This is a genomic window from Bacillus sp. OK048, assembly GCF_900103525.1.
Lineage (GTDB): Bacteria > Bacillota > Bacilli > Bacillales > Cytobacillaceae > Neobacillus.
In genome coordinates this window covers 397,485-420,809 of sequence record NZ_FNHN01000002.1, presented here as the reverse complement: position 1 = coordinate 420,809, position 23,325 = coordinate 397,485, and the positions used below count along the sequence as shown (strand labels likewise).

The 23,325-nt window shown below is 39.4% G+C and carries 21 protein-coding genes, 1 tRNA gene and 1 riboswitch; of the genes, 21 read left to right on the top strand and 1 reads right to left on the bottom strand.

Features of this window, described 5'->3' with window-relative positions; translation table 11 throughout:
• The first annotated feature begins 24 nt into the window (after nucleotides 1-24).
• The 5 genes from BLR86_RS05500 (at nucleotide 25) to BLR86_RS05480 (ending at nucleotide 6,044) form a co-directional block, all read left to right on the top strand.
• Complete coding sequence (locus BLR86_RS05500) at nucleotides 25-798, top strand: electron transfer flavoprotein subunit beta/FixA family protein (RefSeq protein WP_090759098.1); 774 nt, start codon at nucleotides 25-27, stop codon at nucleotides 796-798.
• Nucleotides 799-863: 65 nt separating this feature from the next.
• The gene (locus BLR86_RS05495) at nucleotides 864-1,841 is read left to right on the top strand and encodes an electron transfer flavoprotein subunit alpha/FixB family protein (protein ID WP_090759096.1); all 978 of its coding nucleotides are present in this window, start codon (nucleotides 864-866) and stop codon (nucleotides 1,839-1,841) included.
• Between the two features lie 386 nt (nucleotides 1,842-2,227).
• Nucleotides 2,228-2,542: a thioredoxin gene (gene trxA / locus BLR86_RS05490; protein WP_090759094.1), complete on the top strand. Its 315-nt coding sequence runs from the start codon at nucleotides 2,228-2,230 to the stop codon at nucleotides 2,540-2,542.
• 128 nt (nucleotides 2,543-2,670) lie between these two features.
• On the top strand, nucleotides 2,671-4,446 hold the full coding sequence (uvrC, locus tag BLR86_RS05485) for an excinuclease ABC subunit UvrC (RefSeq protein ID WP_090759092.1): 1,776 nt from the start codon (nucleotides 2,671-2,673) through the stop codon (nucleotides 4,444-4,446).
• Between the two features lie 88 nt (nucleotides 4,447-4,534).
• Nucleotides 4,535-4,713, top strand: a riboswitch (Lysine riboswitch).
• 119 nt (nucleotides 4,714-4,832) lie between these two features.
• Nucleotides 4,833-6,044 (top strand): aspartate kinase, encoded by a 1,212-nt coding sequence (locus BLR86_RS05480; RefSeq protein WP_090759090.1) that lies wholly within the window; start codon nucleotides 4,833-4,835, stop codon nucleotides 6,042-6,044.
• Between the two features lie 47 nt (nucleotides 6,045-6,091).
• Here the strand turns inward: BLR86_RS05480 and BLR86_RS05475 are convergent, their stop codons facing one another.
• Nucleotides 6,092-6,544 carry a YslB family protein gene (locus BLR86_RS05475; RefSeq protein WP_090759088.1) on the bottom strand — a complete coding sequence of 151 codons (453 nt, stop codon included), beginning with the start codon at nucleotides 6,542-6,544 and terminating at the stop codon, nucleotides 6,092-6,094.
• A 451-nt stretch (nucleotides 6,545-6,995) separates the two neighbouring features.
• On the opposite strand from BLR86_RS05475, the gene BLR86_RS05470 reads away from it, so the two are divergent.
• The 16 genes from BLR86_RS05470 (at nucleotide 6,996) to tig (ending at nucleotide 23,071) form a co-directional block, all read left to right on the top strand.
• On the top strand, nucleotides 6,996-7,604 hold the full coding sequence (locus BLR86_RS05470; RefSeq protein ID WP_090759086.1) for a succinate dehydrogenase cytochrome b558 subunit: 609 nt from the start codon (nucleotides 6,996-6,998) through the stop codon (nucleotides 7,602-7,604).
• A 62-nt stretch (nucleotides 7,605-7,666) separates the two neighbouring features.
• Nucleotides 7,667-9,424 carry a succinate dehydrogenase flavoprotein subunit gene (sdhA, locus tag BLR86_RS05465; RefSeq protein ID WP_090759084.1) on the top strand — a complete coding sequence of 586 codons (1,758 nt, stop codon included), beginning with the start codon at nucleotides 7,667-7,669 and terminating at the stop codon, nucleotides 9,422-9,424.
• Between the two features lie 6 nt (nucleotides 9,425-9,430).
• Nucleotides 9,431-10,192, top strand: coding sequence for a succinate dehydrogenase iron-sulfur subunit (gene sdhB, locus BLR86_RS05460; RefSeq protein ID WP_090759083.1), 762 nt, complete (start codon nucleotides 9,431-9,433; stop codon nucleotides 10,190-10,192).
• A gap of 327 nt (nucleotides 10,193-10,519) precedes the next feature.
• Nucleotides 10,520-11,113, top strand: a complete 594-nt coding sequence (locus BLR86_RS05455; protein ID WP_090759080.1) for a class D sortase — start codon at nucleotides 10,520-10,522, stop codon at nucleotides 11,111-11,113.
• Nucleotides 11,114-11,563: 450 nt separating this feature from the next.
• Complete coding sequence (locus tag BLR86_RS05450; protein ID WP_090759078.1) at nucleotides 11,564-14,053, top strand: glycoside hydrolase family 3 N-terminal domain-containing protein; 2,490 nt, start codon at nucleotides 11,564-11,566, stop codon at nucleotides 14,051-14,053.
• A 117-nt stretch (nucleotides 14,054-14,170) separates the two neighbouring features.
• A complete protein-coding gene (locus BLR86_RS05445; RefSeq protein WP_090759076.1) occupies nucleotides 14,171-14,767 on the top strand; it encodes a class D sortase in 597 nt (198 codons plus the stop codon).
• A 155-nt stretch (nucleotides 14,768-14,922) separates the two neighbouring features.
• Nucleotides 14,923-15,147: a spore germination transcription factor GerE gene (gerE, locus tag BLR86_RS05440; protein ID WP_009796032.1), complete on the top strand. Its 225-nt coding sequence runs from the start codon at nucleotides 14,923-14,925 to the stop codon at nucleotides 15,145-15,147.
• Nucleotides 15,148-15,320: 173 nt separating this feature from the next.
• Nucleotides 15,321-15,770 carry a MarR family winged helix-turn-helix transcriptional regulator gene (locus BLR86_RS05435; protein WP_090759074.1) on the top strand — a complete coding sequence of 150 codons (450 nt, stop codon included), beginning with the start codon at nucleotides 15,321-15,323 and terminating at the stop codon, nucleotides 15,768-15,770.
• 205 nt (nucleotides 15,771-15,975) lie between these two features.
• Nucleotides 15,976-16,770 carry a glutamate racemase gene (gene racE, locus BLR86_RS05430; protein WP_090759072.1) on the top strand — a complete coding sequence of 265 codons (795 nt, stop codon included), beginning with the start codon at nucleotides 15,976-15,978 and terminating at the stop codon, nucleotides 16,768-16,770.
• A gap of 131 nt (nucleotides 16,771-16,901) precedes the next feature.
• Entirely contained in the window at nucleotides 16,902-17,945 is a 1,044-nt protein-coding gene (locus BLR86_RS05425; RefSeq protein ID WP_090759070.1) for a GerMN domain-containing protein, read from the top strand.
• A gap of 119 nt (nucleotides 17,946-18,064) precedes the next feature.
• A complete protein-coding gene (gene rph / locus BLR86_RS05420; RefSeq protein WP_090759068.1) occupies nucleotides 18,065-18,817 on the top strand; it encodes a ribonuclease PH in 753 nt (250 codons plus the stop codon).
• Between the two features lie 13 nt (nucleotides 18,818-18,830).
• Nucleotides 18,831-19,436, top strand: coding sequence for an XTP/dITP diphosphatase (locus tag BLR86_RS05415; protein WP_090759066.1), 606 nt, complete (start codon nucleotides 18,831-18,833; stop codon nucleotides 19,434-19,436).
• A gap of 2 nt (nucleotides 19,437-19,438) precedes the next feature.
• Entirely contained in the window at nucleotides 19,439-19,957 is a 519-nt protein-coding gene (locus tag BLR86_RS05410) for a metallophosphoesterase family protein (protein WP_090759064.1), read from the top strand.
• Nucleotides 19,958-20,060: 103 nt separating this feature from the next.
• Nucleotides 20,061-20,137 (top strand) — tRNA-Arg (locus tag BLR86_RS05405).
• 460 nt (nucleotides 20,138-20,597) lie between these two features.
• Complete coding sequence (locus tag BLR86_RS05400; RefSeq protein ID WP_090759062.1) at nucleotides 20,598-21,629, top strand: tetratricopeptide repeat protein; 1,032 nt, start codon at nucleotides 20,598-20,600, stop codon at nucleotides 21,627-21,629.
• Between the two features lie 164 nt (nucleotides 21,630-21,793).
• Nucleotides 21,794-23,071 (top strand): trigger factor, encoded by a 1,278-nt coding sequence (gene tig, locus BLR86_RS05395; RefSeq protein WP_090759060.1) that lies wholly within the window; start codon nucleotides 21,794-21,796, stop codon nucleotides 23,069-23,071.
• Nucleotides 23,072-23,325: the final 254 nt, after the last annotated feature.

The window sequence follows — 23,325 nt, the reverse complement described above, 5'->3', positions numbered from 1 at the left end:
TTGTTGGATTATAGGAGGGAAACCATGAACATTTATGTACTATTAAAAAGAACGTTTGATACGGAAGAAAAAATTACCATTTCTGGCGGAAAGATCAATGAGGATGGTGCAGAGTTTATTATCAATCCTTATGATGAATATGCTGTTGAAGAAGCAATTCAAGTCCGCGAGGCCAATGGCGGTGAAGTAACAGTTATTTCAGTTGGAACAGAAGAAGCTGAAAAGCAATTACGGACAGCACTTGCGATGGGCGCAGACAAAGCAGTATTAATTAATACTGAAGACGATGTGGAGAACGGCGATCAGTTCACTACAGCAAAAATCATTGCAGAGTATTTAAAGGATAAAGAAGCAGATCTCATTTTGGGTGGTAATGTTGCCATTGATGGCGGTTCTGGACAGGTAGGTCCGCGTGTAGCTGAATTGCTAAACATTCCTTATGTTACGACGATTACAAAGCTTGAAATTAATGGAACCTCTGTAACCGTTACTCGTGATGTTGAAGGTGATTCTGAAATAATTGAGACGAGCCTGCCGTTATTGGTCACTGCGCAGCAAGGTTTGAATGAGCCGCGTTATCCATCTTTACCTGGAATTATGAAGGCAAAGAAAAAGCCGCTTGAAGAACTAGAATTGGATGATCTAGATCTGGAAGAAGATGATGTTGAAGCAAAAACAAAAACGATTGAAATTTACTTGCCAGCTAAAAAGGAAGCAGGAAAAGTGTTATCTGGAGATTTAAATGATCAGGTAAAAGAACTTGTACACCTGCTTCATACAGAAGCAAAAGTAGTTTAATCGTAAATGCACGTATACGTTCAGAATGCTGCTAAGCAAAAAATGATTTGCAGGAGGGTAAAGGGATGACTAGAAAAGTATTGATAGTAGGGGAAACTCGTGACGGTTCTTTACGTAATGTTTCTTTCGAAGCGGTTGCTGCTGGAAAAACGGTAGCAGAAGGTGGAGAAGTGGTTGGTGTTTTAATTGGTGAAAATGTTAGCGCTTTAGCGTTGGAATTAGTTCAATACGGTGCTGACCGTGTTGTAGTGGTTGAAGATGAAAAGTTAAGTCAATATACATCAGATGGTTTTACCCAAGCGTTACTTGCTGTGCTTGAACAAGAAAAACCAGAAGGGCTAGTTTTAGGCCATACATCATTAGGGAAGGACCTTTCACCAAGAATTGCTGCAAAATTAGCATCTGGTTTAATTTCTGATGCAACAGCAATTGAGGTTGCAGGTGGAAATGTCGTCTTTACAAGACCGATTTATTCCGGTAAAGCATTTGAAAAGAAAATCGTGACGGACGGGTTAGTTTTTGCAACAGTTAGACCAAATAATATCGCACCGCTAACGAAGGACGAAAGCAGAACCGGTGAAGTTGCTTCCCTCGCTGTTGAAATCAAAGACCTTCGCGCCATTATTAAAGAAGTAGTACGAAAAGCAAGCGAAGGTGTAGATTTAAGTGAGGCAAAGGTTGTTATTTCTGGAGGACGCGGTGTTAAAAGTGAAGCAGGTTTTGAACCACTAAAAGAACTAGCCAAAGTATTAGGCGGTGCGGTAGGCGCTTCTCGTGGCGCCTGTGACGCTGATTATTGTGACTACTCTTTACAAATCGGTCAAACAGGTAAGGTAGTAACTCCAGACTTATATATTGCTTGCGGTATTTCCGGAGCCATCCAACACTTAGCTGGTATGTCAAACTCTAAAGTAATCGTTGCAATTAACAAAGATCCAGAAGCAAATATTTTCAAAGTTGCAGATTACGGAATTGTTGGCGACCTATTTGAAGTAGTGCCACTTTTAACAGAAGAGTTTAAAAAACTTAAAGTACACTCTTAAAATTGGTTTGGCGAGCGGTGACAAACTGCTCGCTTAACTTTTTGAACTTAGATTACTGTCCAGCTCCAGCACCCTAGCGGCTAGTGTCCTTCGCTCTTCGCCCTACGATAAGTCAACATCGAATCGCCTCCGGCTCTTCGTGTTTCCTTTATCTCAGTTGGAGCGCTCCACAAGGAACGCTCCGGCAGCATAGACTTCGCACGAAGAAAAAGCGTTAGCTTTTTCGAGGAGGCCATACGCCGCTGACCAGGGCGCTTCCGCTTTTCTTTAGAATACTTCAATTATTTTAGGGGAAATTACATGCGAGACAGATTATTAGCATGATGATTTAAACAATGCTATACTTTCGTTAGTAATTCAGTTTTCATTAGGAGGGCAAATATAAAATGGCTATTTCAAACGTAACAGATGCAAATTTCTCTGCTGAAACAGGCTCTGGTCTTGTACTTGCAGATTTCTGGGCTCCATGGTGTGGACCTTGTAAAATGATCGCTCCTGTTCTAGAGGAACTTGACTCAGAAATGAGCGACAAAGTTAAAATCGTAAAATTGGATGTAGACGATAACCAAGAAACAGCTGCTAAATACGGCGTTATGAGTATCCCTACATTGCTTGTATTCAAAAATGGCGAAGTAGTTGACAAAGTAGTCGGCTTCCAACCAAAAGACGCTTTAGCAAGTGTGTTAGAAAAGCACGTATAAGCATAGATAACCTTAGCTAGGATAATTCTAGCTAAGGTTTTTTATTTTTGGAAAAAGAAACAGCTTTTCATTATCGTTTGTTTGTTTTAAAATTTAATGATAGATAAAGACGGGGAGGAGCAGCTGGTATGAATGAAAACATCAAACAAAAACTAACACTGCTGCCTGATCAGCCTGGCTGCTACTTAATGAAAGACCGTCAGGGAACGATCATATATGTAGGGAAAGCAAAGGTATTAAAAAATCGGGTACGGTCATATTTCACGGGATCGCATGACGGAAAAACATTTCGTCTTGTCAATGAAATTGAGGATTTTGAGTATATCGTCACCTCATCCAACATTGAAGCACTGCTGCTTGAATTAAATTTAATTAAAAAATATGACCCAAAATATAACGTAATGCTTAAGGATGATAAAACCTATCCGTTTATCAAATTGACAGCGGAGAGACATCCAAAACTTATTATTACTAGAAAAGTAAAAAAAGATAAAGGGAAATACTTTGGTCCTTATCCAAATGTCATGGCAGCAAATGAAACAAAAAAACTGCTTGATCGAATTTACCCGTTACGAAAATGCTCAACACTGCCTGACCGGGTTTGCTTGTACTATCATTTAGGTCAGTGCCTGGCACCATGTGTCAATGACGTACATGAAGAGCAGTATAAACAAATGACCGATGAGATAACCCGCTTTCTCAATGGCGGCTATAACGAAATAAAAAAAGAGCTAACGGAAAAAATGACAAGCGCTGCTGAAGAATTAGATTTTGAGCGGGCCAAAGAATTCCGCGATAAGATTATCCATATTGAAACGACTATGGAAAAACAAAAAATCACGATGACTGATTTTACAGACCGTGATGTATTTGGATATGCAGTCGATAAGGGTTGGATGTGTGTTCAAGTTTTCTTCGTACGCCAAGGAAAACTAATAGAGCGTGACGTTTCAATGTTCCCAATTTACAATGAGCCCGAAGAAGAAATACTCACTTTTCTAGGTCGATTTTATGAAAAGTCCAATCATATTAAACCAAAAGAAATCCTTATTCAGGATGAAATAGACTTAAGTATGGCAGAACAGCTTCTGCAAGTAAAAACCCTTAAGCCACAGCGTGGTCAGAAGAAGGACCTTGTTAAAATGGCGATTAAGAATGCAAAATTGGCATTGACAGAGAAGTTTTCACTCATTGAAAAAGACGAAGTAAGAACAATTAAAGCTGTCGAGAATCTTGGAGAAAAAATGGGGATTTATACCCCGCATCGAATTGAGTCGTTTGATAATTCGAATATTCAAGGGACAGATCCTGTATCTGCCATGGTGGTATTTATTGATGGAAAGCCGAACAAGCGTGAATACCGAAAATATAAGATTAAATCTGTTACCGGTCCGGACGATTATGAATCGATGCGTGAAGTAACAAGAAGAAGGTACTCGAGGGCATTGAAGGAAGAACTGCCGCTCCCGGATTTAATTCTTATCGATGGAGGAAAAGGGCATGTTGAGGCTGTCAGAGATGTGCTGGAAAACGAGTTAGGCTTAGATATTCCATTAGCTGGAATGGTGAAGGATGAAAAGCACAGAACCTCACAGCTGCTCTTTGGAAATCCGCTAGAAATTGTTCCACTAGGAAGAAACAGTCAAGAGTTTTACTTATTACAAAGAATCCAAGATGAGGTTCACCGGTTTGCAATCACCTTTCACCGACAAACCCGGGGAAAAAGCGCCTTTCAGTCTTTGCTGGATGACATCCCAGGTGTTGGTGAGAAGCGGAAAAAGCAATTGCTCAAAGAATTTGGCTCTGTTAGGAAAATGAAAGAAGCCACATTGGATGAGTTTAAAGCAATCGGAATTCCAGCTCCAGTAGCAGAGGAATTAATAAAAAAACTCCAATCAGAGTGATAATTCTTTACGAAATCAGACTTGTCGGAAAAAAATGACTATGCTATAATGAGTGGAAATTCATAATACTATCACTTTTTAATACTGAAGTGAAGGTAGAGGTGCGAGCTTCAATAGTAATGATTCTGAGAAGGATGAGCTTCAGAGAAGAATCATGAAAGGGGATGTTCGCCGAAGTAAAGAAAGTCTCATTTCTTTTTTTACTGGTCTGAGTATTGAATAAATACCGGATTGTCAAGACGATTGTCTTGGAGAGCTATCTTACATTGTAAACGCAAGAATTTTTTTGTGTATGTAAAGCAATGAGATGCCCTCTCATTGCTTTTTATATTTTTGCGAAAGATAATGATAACTAGCTGAACCTATAACTGAAAGCAGGGGAGAAGATGGGTTTAATTGTTCAAAAGTTTGGAGGCACTTCAGTAGGGAGTGTAGAAAAAATTTTAAACGTAGCACAGCGGATTAAAGCTGAAAGTGATCAAGGAAATCAGGTGGTGGTGGTTGTCTCAGCGATGGGGAAATCAACGGATCATCTAGTGGATTTAGCGAAAGAGATTTCTGGGCAGCCAAATAAACGCGATATGGATATGCTGTTAAGCACAGGAGAGCAGGTAACAATTGCTTTATTGTCAATGGCTTTAAATGAGCAGAATCTACCGGCAATATCTTTAACCGGCTGGCAGGCTGGAATTATGACAGAGCCTGTCCATGGGAACGCTCGTATCACCACGATTAATCCAGAAGCTGTTAAGAATCAGTTGGCTGCAGGCAAAGTAGTGATTGTAGCTGGTTTCCAAGGGATTACCGAAAATGGAGAGATTACAACACTCGGACGCGGTGGCTCTGATACGACGGCAGTAGCACTTGCGGCCGCTCTTAAAGCAGATAAATGCGATATCTATACGGATGTGACAGGGGTTTTCACAACCGATCCGAGATATATAAAGAGCGCTCGTAAATTAAAGTCAGTATCTTATGATGAAATGCTTGAGCTAGCAAATTTGGGTGCAGGTGTTTTGCATCCACGAGCAGTAGAATTTGCGAAAAACTATCAAGTGCGGCTGGTGGTCCGTTCTAGTATAGAAAAAGAAGAAGGAACCGTAATTGAGGAGGAAGCATCAATGGAACAAAACCTTGTTGTTCGTGGAGTAGCATTTGAAGATGAAATTACAAAGGTGAGTGTATTAGGCCTTGCCAATTCTTTAACGAGTTTATCAACCATTTTTACAACACTTGCAGAGAACCATTTAAACGTTGATATTATTGTTCAAAGTACAACGGATGCAGAAACGGCCAATCTTGCCTTCTCGATTAAAACGGATGACCTAATGGAAACCTTAAATGTCCTTGAAAATAACAAGGGTGTCCTTAACTATGAACAGCTTGATGCAGAAAATAAACTAGCCAAAGTATCCATCGTTGGTTCAGGGATGATTTCGAATCCTGGGGTTGCAGCGAAAATGTTTGAAGTGCTAGCAGCCAATGAAGTCCAAATTAAAATGGTCAGCACATCAGAAATCAAAGTATCAGTAGTGGTAGAAGAAAAAGATATGCTTAAAGCAGTAGAAGTCCTACACCAAGCGTTTGGACTTTCCTAATAATGAGAAAAAGCTTTCATCGAAAAGATGAAAGCTTTTTTGACATGCTACAGTGTGTCTTTTCGATCCCATTTGACGGTGAATACGACTTTGTTTGCTTTTTTTACTGGGTGTTCGAAGGTTTCGGCGATGACTTGTTTTTGGAGTTCGATTTGTTGGGCCAGGAATCCAGCTTCGATTTGGAAGTAGTGTTCTGCTTTTGATTTGACACGTGAAACAATCAGCGGGCTAACAAGTTCAAATTCAATATCATCTTTGCTTTCTTTTTTTATTACGAGCTGCCCCCAAGAGGCTTTAGCGAAAAAATCGATCATTTCATCAAGTGTATTTAATGGATGCTTACGCGCTAATCTTTTTCCTGCCCAGTAAAGGATCTCAGGTGTATCTTTCCCTAAAATTTCTGGTAAAACAAATTCTCTAATTAATTCATAACCAAATAATGAGATATTTCTTGGCTCATCCGATTGTAAATTATAGTCAATAGCCGTACTGTCTTTCATAAGCTTCCCCTCTTTCTACCATTCTATTATATACAAATAATGCTTTAAGTTAGAACACTTTTTATGGAAATGAGTGTAAAGCTTTAGAGTAATAAAGGATTGTTATTTTGCAATACAATAGTATCCATTTTATCATAACTATGGTCCCCAAAAGGGATTGTGGTCTATCATTATAATCTAAAAAACAAATGTATTTCTACTGGGTTTAATACTAAATAATTCCATTTTCATGTAAATAATCTTATAATTTATTATAATATCAATATATTTTAAAAATTTTAATTTTATCAAGTTTTTGTGTATCCGTTTTCTTGACGCTCCATGCTGTTGGGAGTAAAATGGACATGTCACATAATTGTCACAGTGATGCTAAGTTTTATAAAATTATGTAAATTAAGAATGCTAGAAAAAAAGGCTTACCATCATGTTGAAAATTCAAGGGGGGTTAATTATGGCGGGGAATCGAGAGTTTTTTAATCGAAGATTGCATTCTTTACTAGGAGTAATTCCAATTGGTTTATTCCTTGTGCAACATCTAGTAGTCAACCATTTTGCTACAGGGGGAGCGGGGTCCTTTAACAAAGCTGCAGATTTTATGGGGAACCTTCCTTTTAGAATTGTCCTAGAAACAGTAGTTATTTATTTACCAATTTTGTTTCATGCAATCTATGGCCTTTATATTGCTTTTACCGCAAAAAACAATGCCGGGAAGTATGGGTTTTTCAGGAACTGGATGTTCTTACTACAACGTGTATCAGGTGTCATTACGTTAATCTTTATTACATGGCATGTATGGCAAACACGTGTAGCAGCGGCATTCGGTACAGATGTTGATTTTGATATGATGGCCAATATTCTATCTTCACCATTTATGTTTATCTTCTATGTAATTGGTGTGATTTCAACAATCTTCCACTTTGCAAACGGCTTGTGGTCATTCTTGGTTAGCTGGGGTATAACAGTTTCTCCACGTTCACAAGTAATTTCTACATATTTTACAATTGGCGTTTTCGTGGTTCTTTCATTCGTAGCCATTCGAACACTTTTAGCTTTTGTTTAAAAATTAACTTCATACACAGTATTGAAAAATATCGGATTTTTGGATTAAGGGAGTGAGTCACAATGAGTAAGGGTAAGGTGATCATCGTTGGCGGCGGCTTAGCAGGCTTAATGGCAACGATCAAAGTTGCGGAAGCAGGAACACCTGTAGAATTATTTTCACTTGTTCCAGTTAAACGTTCCCACTCTGTTTGTGCCCAAGGCGGTATTAATGGAGCTGTAAATACAAAAGGAGAAGGAGATTCTCCGTGGATTCACTTTGATGATACTGTTTATGGCGGTGACTTCCTTGCTAACCAGCCGCCAGTTAAGGCGATGTGTGAAGCAGCACCTGGTATCATCCACCTAATGGACCGGATGGGAGTAATGTTCAACCGTACTCCAGAAGGACTATTAGATTTCCGCCGCTTTGGTGGTACACAGCATCACCGTACAGCATTTGCTGGTGCAACCACTGGTCAACAATTGTTATATGCGTTGGACGAGCAGGTTCGCCGTCATGAAGTAGCTGGATTGGTTACAAAGTATGAAGGCTGGGAGTTCTTAGGTTCAGTTGTCGATGACGATGGCGTTTGCCGCGGAATCGTAGCCCAGAACTTAACGTCTATGGAAATTAAATCCTTCGCTGGGGATGCCGTAATCTTGGCAACTGGTGGTCCTGGAATTATCTTTGGAAAAACAACAAATTCTGTTATCAATACAGGTTCTGCTGCGTCGATTGTTTATCAACAAGGTGCATATTATGCAAATGGTGAAATGATTCAGATTCACCCAACGGCAATTCCTGGAGATGATAAACTTCGCTTAATGAGTGAATCAGCTCGTGGAGAAGGCGGCCGGGTTTGGACGTATAAGGACGGAAAACCTTGGTACTTCCTTGAGGAGAAATATCCGGCATATGGAAACCTAGTGCCGCGTGATATTGCTACACGTGAAATCTTCGACGTGTGTGTCAATCAAAAGCTAGGCGTTAACGGCGAAAACATGGTTTACCTTGATCTTTCTCACAAGGATCCACATGAATTGGATGTTAAACTTGGTGGAATTATCGAAATCTATGAGAAGTTCACCGGAGATGATCCTCGTAAACTTCCGATGAAAATCTTCCCAGCTGTTCATTATTCAATGGGTGGACTATGGGTTGATTATGATCAAATGACAAACATTCCAGGACTCTTTGCTGCTGGAGAATGTGATTTTTCACAGCATGGTGCGAACCGCTTAGGTGCTAACTCATTACTTTCTGCGATTTACGGTGGAATGGTTGTTGGCCCAAATGCTGTTAAATATATCAAAGGACTTGAAAAGAGTTCTGACGCTGTTTCTTCAACTGTATTCGATCGTCATGTTAAAGAACAGGAAGACAAGTGGAATTCTATCATGACATTGAACGGTACAGAAAATGCTTATGTTCTTCATAAAGAGCTAGGTGAGTGGATGACGGATAATGTTACCGTGGTTCGTTTTAATGACAAGCTATTGAAGACAGATGAAAAAATCCAAGAACTTTTAGAGCGCTATAAAAATATCAATATCAATGATACTTCGAAGTGGAGCAATCAGGGAGCTGTATTCACCCGCCAATTAGAGAACATGCTGCAATTAGCTCGTGTTATTACGATTGGTGCCTATAACCGGAATGAAAGCCGTGGTGCTCATTACAAGCCTGAATTCCCTGACCGTAATGATGAAGATTTCTTAAAAACAACAATGGCGAAATTTGTTGATAGCTCTTCTGCGCCGGCATTCCATTACGAAGAAATAGACGTTTCTTTGATTCAGCCACGTAAACGTGATTACTCAAAAAGCAAGGGGGAGTAGAATAGCATGTCTGAAAATAAAACAGTAAAATTTATTGTCTCACGTCAAGATAGCCCGGATTCTGCTCCATATGTAGAGGAGTTTGAACTGGCGTATCGTCCCAATATGAACGTAATTTCCGCATTAATGGAAATTCGTAGAAACCCTGTAAACACAAAAGGAGAAGCTACTACGCCAATTACGTGGGATAGTAACTGTCTTGAAGAAGTTTGCGGAGCTTGTTCAATGGTCATTAACGGTAAGCCGCGCCAATCTTGCTCGGCGCTCGTTGATCAGCTGGAGCAGCCGATCCGTTTAGAGCCAATGAAAACATTCCCTGTTGTCCGTGACCTTCAGGTCGACCGTAGCAGAATGTTTGACGCTTTGAAGAAGGTAAAAGCATGGATTCCAATCGATGGAACTTATGACCTTGGACCAGGGCCACGTATGCCAGAGAAAAAGCGTCAATGGGCATATGAGCTTTCAAAATGTATGACTTGCGGTGTTTGCCTTGAGGCTTGTCCAAATGTAAACAGCAACTCAAGCTTTATTGGACCACAGCCACTTTCTCAAGTCCGTCTTTTCAACGCTCACCCAACTGGTGAGATGAACAAGGCAGAGCGATTAGAAGCCATTATGGGTGATGGTGGTCTTGCTAACTGTGGGAACTCACAGAACTGTGTCCAATCATGTCCGAAAGGGATTCCTTTGACTACATCAATTGCCGCGTTAAACCGTGATACTACATTCCAAGCATTTAGAAGCTTCTTCGGAAGTGACCACGCATAACGTAGCATCTCGGTCAATGCAGGGTGTCTGCATTGACCGAAACCCAAAATAAACAGGCATCTCGGTCAATGCAGGGTGTCTGGAGTGACCGAAACCCAAAATAAACAGGCATCTCGGTCAATGCAGGGCGTCTGGAGTGACCGAAACCCAAAATAAACAGGCATCTCGGTCAATGCAGGGTGTCTGGAGTGACCATGCATAAAGGGTAGATTCTTAAAACCTTCTTTTCTAGTATGAAGAGAAGGTTTTTCTTTACAGCTAGTACTTTTACAGGCCGATTTGATATACTAGTAGTAATAAATGTTAGAAAAAGGATGGTACATGTGAGTGAAAAAGCTTCCGTTATTCATCATACTGGCAGGATTAGTTGTAATTGGAATCGGAGTTTGGCAAATCGTGGAGACCAAATTTCTAACTGATACTTCGCTGAAAGAGGCAAAAGAAATTGTTGCACAGGCCGAATCTCGGGCAAATACTGAACTTGACGAGGAAACACCTAAGAAATCTGAAAAAATTGAACCTCCCGATTTTGGTGACACAGTAGGATTATTGTCGATACCGAAGATTAAAGCTGAATTAGCAATTGTTGAGGGTACAGACCCGAATGATTTGAAAAAAGGAGTCGGGCATTACAAAGGCTCTTACTTTCCGAGTGAAAATGGTCAGATTGTTTTATCTGGACACCGAGATACTGTTTTTAGGCGCTTAGGTGAATTGAAGCCTGGAGATATTTTTGAAGTAGACATGGCTAACGGTAAATTTAAGTATGAACTTACCGAAACCAAGATTGTCGACAAAAATGATCGGTCCATCATCACCCTGCAAAATACAAAGGAAGAATTAATCGTCATCACCTGTTACCCATTCCGTTTTGTTGGAGACGCCCCGGAACGCTATATCATCTATGCAAAACCAATCTAAAGTCCCAAAACATGGGGCTTTTTTTTATTAACATTAAAAGTTTTGATCCATCAAGTAATTTATAATAAGAAAATTTAGAAGATATAAAAAAATCACATTGACAAAAAATTAATAGGATTCATAATATAATTAATTAGTTTAGTAACCTAATTAATCTGGACTCTTGCATTATCATTCACTTTTGAAATTTTTAGATCTCCTTCTTTATGTAAGCGTATTCTGAAAGCGTGTTCTATCCCAGTTAGAACCAGTTTACTAGTTTATGAATTGCTAGGTTCACTTGAAATTATTAATACCTAAGCTTTTAGGAGGTGATGGTGGGCATTATAAATTTTTTACATTCTTTGGTCATTTCAAAGTTTTAAGGAATTCTGTAGCTGTTTTGGTTTACTTCAAGTATTGAATGGAAAGCAAGGCAAAAATTTTAATGTTAACGGGGGAAGAAGAAAAATGGCATCAGTATCTAAACAAATTAGAAAATCGTCAAAACTAAGAAAAAGACTTCTGGCAAGTGTACTTACTTTATCTTTAGCAGCTCCGATTATGGGACCGCAGGTAAGTTTTGCAGATGACCAAGGATATACAGGTGAAGAAGGGGAAGCTACGCCATATACTGGTAGAGGAGCAATCACTACATATAAAGTGAAAAAAGCTGAAGGTCAACCAGAAATTGAAGTAGCAACACAAGATAGAATTCTTGAAATTGACGGCAAATATTTTAGAGATGCCAATGGCAATAAAAGCTTAGACGTTTACGAAGACTGGAGAAAGCCAACTTCTGAACGTGTAGCAGATTTGATAAGTAAGATGGATCTTTCGCAAAAAGCAGGAATGATGTACATCAATACTCATACTCCTGAAGCTGATCCAGCAGATGGGGTATTTGTAAATGATGCCAACGCTAAAATTGTTAAAGTGGATAAATTACGTCACGTGATTTACCGTCTATCTCAAAACTTAGGTGATATTGCCAACTATAATAACCAAATGCAACAATTAGCAGAGGGTCTTGAATTAGGTATTCCGGTTGTAATTACTTCGAATCCAAGAAACTCACAATCTACTGATTACACAAATATCACTAATGTTGCAGACCAGCATACTTTCTGGCCAGGAACTTTAGGTTTAGCAGCGGCACGAGATGCAAAAGCTGTTGGAGAATTTGCAGATATTGCCCGCCAAGAATGGAGAGCTGCAGGTATTCGTAAGGTTTATGGATATATGGCTGACGTCGCAACAGATCCACTTTGGGCAAGAATTGAGGAAACATTCGGCGAAGATCCAAAAGTAGTTGGAGACATGAATTATGAATTAGTCAAGGGATTCCAAACTGCGAAACTAGGGGCAGACAGTGTAGCCATCACAGTTAAACACTTCCCTGGCGGCGGAGCTCGTGATGATGGACAAGATCCTCACTTTGCAAACGGTAGCTTTAACATTTATCCTACCGCAGGAAGCATGGAAAAGTATCATCTTCCTCCTTTCGAAAGAGCAATTGAAGCTGGTGTAGCATCCGTAATGCCTTACTATGCATTCCCAAGTAATGATAGTGCTCCTCAAGGTTTGCCACCATATAGTGGAACTGAACAATTTGAAGAAGTGGGCATGACGTTAAATGAAGGAATCTTAGCTTTCTTACGTGCTCCAAAGGCTGAGGGCGGTCTTGATTTTAAAGGATATGTTAACTCTGACTCAGCTGCAGTTTCCGGTAGTGCATGGGGTTACCTAGTTGATAAAGATGGAAATAAAATTCCAGATGTAAAAAAAGTTGCCAAAGCATTAAATGCAGGAACCAATATTATTTCAGGTGGTGCAACACCACAGCTAGTAATTGAGGCAGTTAACAGTGGTTTAGTAGATGTATCAAAAGTTAACGAATCCATTACTTATACCCTATCAGAAATGATGACATTAGGTCTGTTTGAAGATCCATACGTAAACCCTACAGAAGCTATTGCTCTTGCAAATGATGATGAACACAGAGCAAAAGCATATGCAGCACATCAAAAATCAGTTGTTCTAATGCGTAATGATGAAGTATCTGCTGGCCAAAAATTATTACCTTTAACTGCTGAAAAGTTAAAAAATGTTAAACTATATGTTGAAGGATTTATTGGGGTTGCTCCAGGAAGAAATAATCCAAATCCTCAAAAAACTATTAATGAAGAATCAGCAAAACAAACTGCTGCATTTAATGCGGACATAAAGAAAACGCTTAAAGAAAATTTCCCTAACATCACACTAGTAGACAATGTTAGTGAAGCAACACATGCATACTTGTATGTTAAGCCAACTCAATCTAACTGGGATAATGACCCACGACTTGATGTAGATCATACAACCGGTATCCTTGAATTAAATCGAATCATTGCTATCCAAAAAGCAGTTCCAACAATTACTGCTGTAAACTTTACTAACCAATGGTTAATTAACGAGTTAGAACCAAATACTGATGCATTAATCGCTACTTTTGGTACACAACAAGAGGCGGTATTTGATGTTATTACTGGAAAATTCAATCCTGTTGGAAAACTTCCATTTGCTATCCCAGCTAGTAAGGATGTAGTAAATAGAGAAGTAGGGGATGTTCCAAGTTTTGCGCCTGAAGAAATTGCAGATTTTGAATATGTGAATGCTAAAGGTGATGCTTATGCCTATGGTTTTGGTTTAAGCTATACCGCTAATCCAACACCAGTTCCGACACCAGATCCAACACCAGTTCCGACACCAGATCCAACACCAGTTCCAACACCGGTACCAACAGTGAACAATGTTCAAGCAACACCAATCTCTCAAGTAGACAAGAGCAAAGAAGGACACAAGTTACCTAATACAGCAACCAATGCTGCAAATCTGGGACTTATTGGGGCAACGATCGCTGCTTTAGGCGGAGTGGCATTATGGTTCCAACGCCGCCGCCGTGGGAGCGAAGTTAAGTAGTAAGTAAAATATCAGGATATGAAATCTTTAGTATTGATAGATTTATTGGAATGGCGATCTCAAATGAGGTAGCCATTCTTTTTTAAAAATAAGTTTTTTGAAAAGGCAGGTATTCATGTGAAAGCAAAAATTCCACTTCTAATAATATTGGCCGGGCTAATTGTTTTGGGGGTTGGTCTTTGGCAAATCGTGGAGACCAAATTACAAGGTGACACCTCACTGAAAGAGGCAAAAAAGATTGTTGCCCAGGCTGAATCTCGGGCAGAAGCTAATCTTGATGAGGAAACACCTAAGAAAGCTGAAAAAATTGAGCCTCCCAAATTTGGTGACACAGTAGGATTATTGACGATACCGAAGATTAAAGCTGAATTAGCGATAGTTGAGGGTACTGAACCGAATGATTTAAAAAAGGGAGTCGGTCATTACAAGGGCTCTTACTTTTCTGGTGAGAATGGGCAAATCGTTTTATCTGGCCACCGAGATACTGTTTTTAGACGTTTAGGTGAATTAAAGACAGGGGATATCTTTGAAATACAAATGGCAAACGGTAAATTTAAGTATGAACTTACCGAAACCAAGATTGTCGACAAAAATGATCGATCCATCATCACCCTGCAAAATACAAAGGAAGAATTAATCGTCATCACCTGTTACCCATTCCGTTTTGTTGGAGACGCCCCGGAACGCTATATCATCTATGCAAAACCAATCTAAAGTCCTTTTGCGAAGGGCTTTTAATTTTTTAAATAAATAATTCTCCCTTATTGTAAATCTAGTCACTCCAGTAGTGTCATTCACATATGATATCGTGACTAAATATATACCCACCAACGGTTCATAACTGGCGAAGGCAAGGAGGGTCACAATACTTGAAGGAGAATGAATATACTCACAAGCCGTTACTCACCAAACGTGAAAGAGAAGTATTCGAACTCTTAGTACAGGATAAAACTACTAAGGAAATCGCTGGTGAATTATTTATAAGCGAGAAGACGGTTCGAAATCATATTTCCAATGCGATGCAAAAGCTTGGTGTTAAAGGGCGTTCACAAGCAGTTGTAGAGCTCCTTCGTATGGGAGAGCTAGAACTTTAATCATGACCGGCATCCTACGGGAGGCCGGTTCATATTTTTCTTACGGTTATTTTTCCCTTTGGTGGGTTTCAACTTGTAATTTTATCGAAAAAAGTAGAAAATAAGGACAAGAATATGGTACGGGTAAAGAATTTGCCAACGCAAAGGAAAACTCATTTAGGAGTGTACTAGAAATGACTGTCGAAAATTCACCAAAGGTCAACGAGGAAATTGTCGCGAGAATAGAAAAAGATTTACGTTATATTTCAGGAATTATTAAGCAAAAGGGCAGAGAAATGCTGTCTCAATATAAAATAACCCCGCCGCAATTTGTCGCTTTGCAGTGGCTATTTGAAGATGGGGATATGACAATTGGCGAGTTGTCGACGAAAATGTATCTGGCTTTCAGTACGACAACCGATCTGGTTGATCGTATGGAAAAAAATCAACTGGTTGTCAGGGTGAGAGACCCTAAAGATCGCCGAGTAGTCAGAATTCATTTACTAGAAGAAGGCGAAAGAATAATAGACGAAGTTATTAAGAAGCGTCAGGCATACTTAGAGGAAGTTTTGACCAACTTCTCATTGGAAGAAATTCAACAACTTCAAAATAATTTGACTAAACTGCATCAAGATATGCGTTAATAAGTGCTGTTTTCGTAAAATTGTTGTTAAAATCCTAAAGCCGATTTTAACGCGGAACAAACTATTTTTTGTGCTTGAAATTAAGATTGCTGGCTCATTTCTTACAATAGAAGGCTATTTTGGAACAAATCATAGCGTAAAAAGCGCTTTTAATCTCAAAAAGCAATAAAGTTTAAGAAAAGAGCCTTAAAAAGAGGCGAGAAATTTGAAACAACCAATTGGTGTCATTGATTCTGGAGTTGGTGGATTAACGGTTGCGAAGGAAATCATTCGCCAGCTACCAAATGAAAAAATCATTTACTTGGGTGATACGGCCCGATGTCCTTATGGTCCAAGACCTTTAAAGGAAGTTAAACGTTTCACCTGGGAACTAACTACGTTCTTGTTGGAAAAAAACATAAAAATGCTAGTTATTGCTTGTAATACCGCAACAGCAGCTGTCTTGGATGAAATCAGACAAGAGCTGAGCATTCCGGTGTTGGGGGTAATCTATCCGGGAGCACGTACCGCTATCAAACGGACAAAAAACTATCGGGTGGGGATTATTGGTACAGAAGGAACCATTAAAAGCGGCGCTTACGAAAAAGCTTTAAAAGCGCTAAACAGTCGATTGTTTGTAACAGGACAAGCATGCCCGAAGTTTGTTCCGCTTGTTGAGAGCGGAGAGTACGATGGGGAAATTGCTGAAAGAATTGTCATGGAAGCGTTAAAGCCTTTGCAAAATCAAAATCTAGATACACTTATCCTCGGTTGCACCCATTATCCTTTGCTTGAACCGCTCATTCAAAAAGTTATCGGTGATGGTGTAAATGTGATCAGCTCTGGAGATGAAACAGCGAGGGAAATCAGTGCTATTCTTCAATATAACGGTATCCTTGAAAATGATGAGGATGACCCTGCACACGAATTCTACACCACAGGCTCGCGGTATATTTTTTCGAAAATTGCTACCCAGTGGCTTGGAGTCCCTATTAATGATGTGAAAAAAATAAAGTTGTAGCTCCCTATATTATAGGGGGCTATTTTAAAAATAAAAATTACTAATTGTTCTATTTTCTTTCCGAAGGCGGTCTAATTCGTTTCATAGGCTCGTATACATGATAGTACAAACTGTCTTAGGAGGGAAAAAATATGTCAAAAAATAAAGTAAAACCCCTAGTTACAGCTGTTTTTGCTTCAACACTTCTATTATCGGGGTGTGGTTTATTCGGTAAAGAAGTGCAGAAAAAAGTAGATCCGCCAAAGCAGGTTACAGAGACGAAAGCAAACCCGACTAAGGAAACCACCGGTAAAAGTGAAGTAGTCGAAGGAACAAAAACCGAATTATACTTAATAAACAAAGATGGATTAGTTGTACCACAAACATTAAATCTCCCGGATAAGACCTCTGTTGCGACACAAGCATTGGAATACTTAGTTGCAAATGGTCCAGTAACCGACATGCTGCCAAATGATTTTAGAGCGGTCTTGCCAGAAGACACAAAGATTTCCGTTGACATTAAAGATGGTTTAGCTGTAGTTGACTTCTCGAAGGAGTTTAAAAACTACCAGCCTGAAGATGAAAGAAAAATCCTTGAATCAATCACCTGGACGCTCACACAATTTGATACAGTGGAGAAAGTTAAACTGCAAATGAATGGTCATGCATTAACGGAGATGCCTGTAAAAGGCACACCAATCAGCGAGAATTTATCAAGAGCGACAGGTATTAACATTGATACTGCAGGGGTTACTGATATTACGAACACGAAACCAGTTACCGTTTATTATATGGGTGGTGAACAAGGCGCGTATTATTATGTACCAGTTACAAAGCGGGTAAAGAGCAGTGAAAAAAATGATATTGTTGCGGTAGTAAATGAATTGGTAAAAGGGCCAAGTTCAAAGTCTAATCTTGCTTCAGAGTTTATGCCAGGCGTAAAGCTTCTAGATATCCCGAAAATCGAGGATGGAAAAGTAACGTTGAACTTTAATGAATTTATTTATGGAAGCTTTGAAGAAAAAACTGTATCCGAGCGTTTACTAAATGCGCTAGTACTTTCCTTGACTGAACAAAAAGGCATTAAAAGTGTTGCCGTAACAGTTGATGGCAAGGCAGAGTTGGTAAACGATCAGGGGAAAAAACTATCTGAACCAGTAACTCGTCCAGAAAAAGTCAATACAGGTAGTTTCTAAAAAATTATTTTTGATATACTATATAGTGACAATCGCAAGAGGGTGCCTTTTTCGGCTTCCTCTTCTTTATTTGATTTTTTATCGTAGGCGAGATTTTTTTCGCCAAAGGAGGAATAGCTGTGCGTGTTGATGGAAGAGAACGACTGCAATTAAGACCGATACATATTGAAACTGGTTATTTAATGCACCCTGAAGGATCAGTCCTTATTTCAGTGGGAAATACAAAGGTGATTTGTTCAGCAAGTATCGAGGAGAGAGTGCCCCCTTTTATGCGAGGGGAAGGCAAGGGCTGGATTACTGCTGAATATTCGATGCTCCCGCGGGCAACTGAAACAAGAAATATTCGTGAATCTTCAAAAGGGAAGGTTACTGGAAGAACGATGGAAATTCAGCGGTTAATTGGCCGTGCACTTAGAGCCACTGTCGATCTTTCTGCACTCGGGGAAAGAACGGTTTGGATTGATTGTGATGTCATTCAAGCGGATGGCGGTACTAGAACTGCCTCTATTACTGGTGCATTTGTAGCGATGGCGATTGCCCTCCACCGTCTTGGCGATAAAAAGGGTTTTAAGTTCCCGATTACAGATTACTTGGCTGCTACCAGTGTTGGAATTTTAAAAAATAATGAAACTGTTCTTGATTTAAATTATACAGAAGATTCAAAAGCACTTGTTGATATGAATATTGTCATGACGGGCAATGGTGAATTTGTAGAATTGCAGGGGACAGGCGAGGAATCTACTTTCTCTTACCAACAGCTTCAAGATCTTTTAGGTGCAGCACAAGAAGGGCTGATGGAACTATTTGAACATCAAAAAACAGCTTTAGGGGAAGAAATCATAGCAAAAATAGAAGCAAGAAAAAAGAAATAAGGGGCCAGAGGGTATGAAGGAAGTAATTATTGCGACAAAAAATCCGGGTAAGGCTAAAGAATTTGAACATATTTTTGCTCCTAGAGGGATAACTGTCCGGACGCTGCTTGATTTTCCAGAGATTGCAGATGTGGAGGAAACTGGTAAAACATTTGAGGAAAATGCAACTTTGAAAGCAGAAGCCATATCGCAGCGATTGAATAAAATGGTGATTGGTGATGATTCTGGACTAATCGTGGACGCCTTAGAAGGCAGACCTGGAATTTACTCAGCAAGGTATGCTGGCGAGCCTAAAGATGATCAAAAGAATCTTGAAAAGGTGTTGGAAGAATTAAAGGATGTCTCTGAGGAGAAACGTACTGCCCGCTTTTATTGTGCGCTTGCCGTTGCGATTCCGGGTAAAGAGACCATTACTGTAGCAGGAACCTGTGAAGGACGGATTCTTGATGAACAAAGGGGAACGAATGGATTTGGTTATGATCCGGTCTTTTTTGTCCCTGAAAAAGACCGCGCAATGGCAGAACTATCTTCAGATGAAAAGAATAAAATCAGTCATCGAGCAAATGCTTTGAAAAAACTTGAGATCATCTTAGACTCAATTGCAGAGAGAGTGGAATAATCATGAGTAAAGTTCTTGTTGTGAGTGATAGTCATGGTTTAACGGAAGAACTAGAGGTTATAAGGGAAAGGCATTTGAACGACGTTGATTTAATGATTCATTGTGGCGATTCGGAAATAATGCCTGACGAAAAAGTGATAAATGGTTATTTGACTGTGAGGGGAAATTGCGATTTTGACAATTATCCATTAGAGACGACAACGACGGTCGCTGGAAAGAAGTTCTTTATTACCCATGGTCACAAGTATTCAGTAAAAACAACATTATTGAATTTAAATTATAAGGCAGCGGAAGTGGGGGCAAATATCGTTTGTTTCGGACATTCTCACGTGTTGGGAGCGGAAGTCATTGGCGGAATCCTCTTCTTGAACCCCGGCAGCATTCGTTTGCCCCGCGGGCGTATCGAAAAAACCTATGTAATCTTAGACTTATTAGAAGATAAGATTACAATGTCGGTGTATGACATCAGCGGACATGAACTAAAAGAGTTAGCTAATGAATTTGCATGGCCAAAAAACTGAGGGAAGATCTTTTTCTTCCCTATTTTTAAAAACTTCTCCAAATGGTGTTGACTTTTAGTTAAATCCTTTATATAATAAATCTTGTCTTTGAAAAACTTATTACGTCCCAGTAGCTCAGCCGGATAGAGCATACGCCTTCTAAGCGTACGGTCGGGAGTTCGAATCTCTCCTGGGACGCCATTTAACTACATACCAAAATATATTACTCACCTTCACAGAAGGTGAGTTTTTTTGTTTTTCTAGTAAAAAGAAAACATCTTACATTAACTGTGATTTCTAGGAGTGATAGTGCCCATAAATCGGGTTCGGCGAGATTACGGTAACAATCAGAGGCGAATAGTGCCCATAAATCGGGTTCGGCGGAATTACGGTAACAATCAGAGGCGAATAGTGCCCATAAATCGGGTTTGGCGGAATTACGGTAATAATCAGAGGCGAATAGTGCCCGTAAATCGGTCCCGGCAGAAATACGGTAACAATACCCCTTGAATGTGCCCACAAACCCAACGACAACAGATTTTCGGGCACAATGACTTTTAAATATGCACAAACCCCACGAACAACAAGGTGAGTTTTTTTGTTTTTATTCAAATTCATGCTAAACTAATTTCCATACTGGATAGTAGAGGACGGTTTACATATGAAAAAACGGGAACGAGCGAAACGGAAAGATAATCTAATATTCCTTCCCGGACTCGAAAAGAGATTAACGGATAGAGGACTTGAGAGCCTGCAAAATAAAAGGTATCAGGAAGCGATCACCTTGCTTGAAGAGGCAAGGGAACATGATCCGGAAAATAGTGATATCTTAATTGGTCTCGTTCTCGCTTATTTTGAATCGGGAGCCTATCACAAAGCGAAAAATAGGGCGAACGATATGCTGCTAAAAGGAATTGGGGACTATTTTCATATGGTCGATCTTTATTTGACCATTTTAATCCAGCTCCACGAATACCATGAAATTGTTACTACAATCGAAGCACTCTTTGACGAAAAGGAAATTCCCCCTGATCGCCATGATCATTTTCTCACCATCCTACAATTTAGCAGGCGGATGGCAGATCATGATGGTCAGCAGCAGGACCCTAGTGAACAGTCACAGGAAAATAGAAAAATAGAGGATCTCAATCTACTTTCGCTATCTAACCTAAATGAGCAAATGTTCGTCATTTCCAGTTTAGCAGAAAAAAATATTCGCCCTCATATGGATGAAATCAAAGAATTTCTCCAAGCAGAATCCGGGCATCCTTTTTTAAAAACAATGCTCTTAAGCCTTTTAAAAGAACAGGAATATGACAAGGAAATAATTCTTGAAAAGTTTGATATGAAATTGACCGTCATTCCAACAGAACTGCCTGACATTCAATCACAGCCAAAAATGAAGCAAATAGAGAACTTGCTAGAAAAAAGACTGGAAAGTAGTGACCCAGTACTATTTGAAAATATGAAAGGAATGCTCGAAAGGATATTCTATATCAGTTATCCATTCGAACTTGATCCACAAGATGTGTCGGCTTGGGCAGGGGCATTTCATTTCCTCGTTCTAGAGTACTTAGGTGTCGATTCCGATATAAGTGATATTTCAGATGAATACGAGATTTCACCTAAAAAAACAGAGCAGGCGCTCGCTACGCTTAGAGAATTAGAAGAAATTTCTTATCCCAATGTATAGGTAACTTTGTTGAAAGAAAAAAATTCTGTGTTATAATATAAGGGTTGCATTGTGTAAAAAATATATTTTACATAAAAAAGCGGATAATGCCTTTGATGAAAAAGGTATACGTCTACCAAATTCGTTACGAATGAAATGATAATAGATTGTTGGAGGGAAAAGTTATGACAGTAAAATGGGAAAAATTAGAAGGAAACCGCGGTGTCCTTACAGTTGAAGTAAGTGCAGATAAAGTAAGCGAAGGCTTAACTGCGGCTTTTAATAAAGTTGTTAAAACAGTAAATGTACCGGGCTTCCGTAAAGGAAAAATGCCTCGTCCAATGTTTGAAAAGCGTTTTGGTGTAGAATCTCTTTATCAAGATGCATTAGATATTCTTCTTCCAGAAGCGTATGGCAATGCGATTGATGAAACAGGCATCGAGCCAATCGACCGTCCTGATATCGATATCGAGCAAATGGAAAAAGGCAAAGAACTAATCTTCAAAGCTACTGTACAAGTTAAGCCTGAAGTAACACTAGGCGAATACAAAGGTTTAGAAGTAGAAGAGTTCGATACAAACGTAACAGATGAAGATGTTGCGAAAGAACTAGAAACTCTTCAAAACCGTCAAGCAGAGCTTGTTGTGAAAGAAGAAGGTACTGCTGTACTTGGTGATACCGTTGTAATCGATTTTGAAGGATTCGTTGATGGCGAAGCTTTCGAAGGCGGAACAGCTGAAAATCATTCACTTGAATTAGGCTCTAACTCTTTCATCCCAGGATTTGAAGAGCAATTAGTAGGCCTTGCTACAGGTGAATCGAAAGATGTTGAAGTATCATTCCCTGAAGAGTACCATGCTGCTGACCTTGCTGGTAAACCAGCGGTATTCAAAGTTACTATTCATGAAATTAAAGGAAAAGAACTTCCTGAATTAGATGACGAATTTGCAAAAGATGTTGATGATGAAGTTGAAACATTGGATGCGTTAAAAGAGAAAATCAGAACTCGTTTAGAAGATAGCAAAAAGCATGAAGCTGAGCACCACCTACGTGATTCAGTAGTAGAAAAGGCTACTGCTAATGCTGAAGTTGAAATTCCAGATGTTATGGTTGACAGCGAAGTAAACCGTATGCTTCAAGAATTCGAACAACGTCTACAAATGCAAGGTATGAACCTAGAGTTGTACTTCCAATTCTCCGGTCAAGATGAGGATGCGCTACGTGGACAAATGAAAGAAGAAGCAGTAAACCGCGTACGTGCTGCTTTAACGCTTGAAGCAATTGCAAAAGCTGAAAACATTGAAGCTACTGACGAAGACGTAAATGCTGAACTTGAAAAAATGGCTGGTATGTATAACATGACAGTTGATAATATCAAGCAAGCACTTGGCGGTCTTGAAGGAATCAAAAGCGATCTACAAAAGCAAAAAGCAGTAGAATTCTTAATCGAAAACAAAAAATAATAAGTTTTGTCAAAACATGGCACGATTTAATCGTGCCTGTTTTTATACATTTTTTCAATTACATATTATAATAAGGACAGGGAAACCTTTTTAACAAGCAGGATAAAGTAACAAGCAGGAAAAACAGAATAGCATCACGAAGTAAGTAAAACCAGCTCCATGAAAGATTGAATTGCATGAAAAATGGTTATGCTTAATGGGTACATAGGTATGATTTAAAGGGTAACCAAGCAAAAATGCGCTTCCCTAAAAAA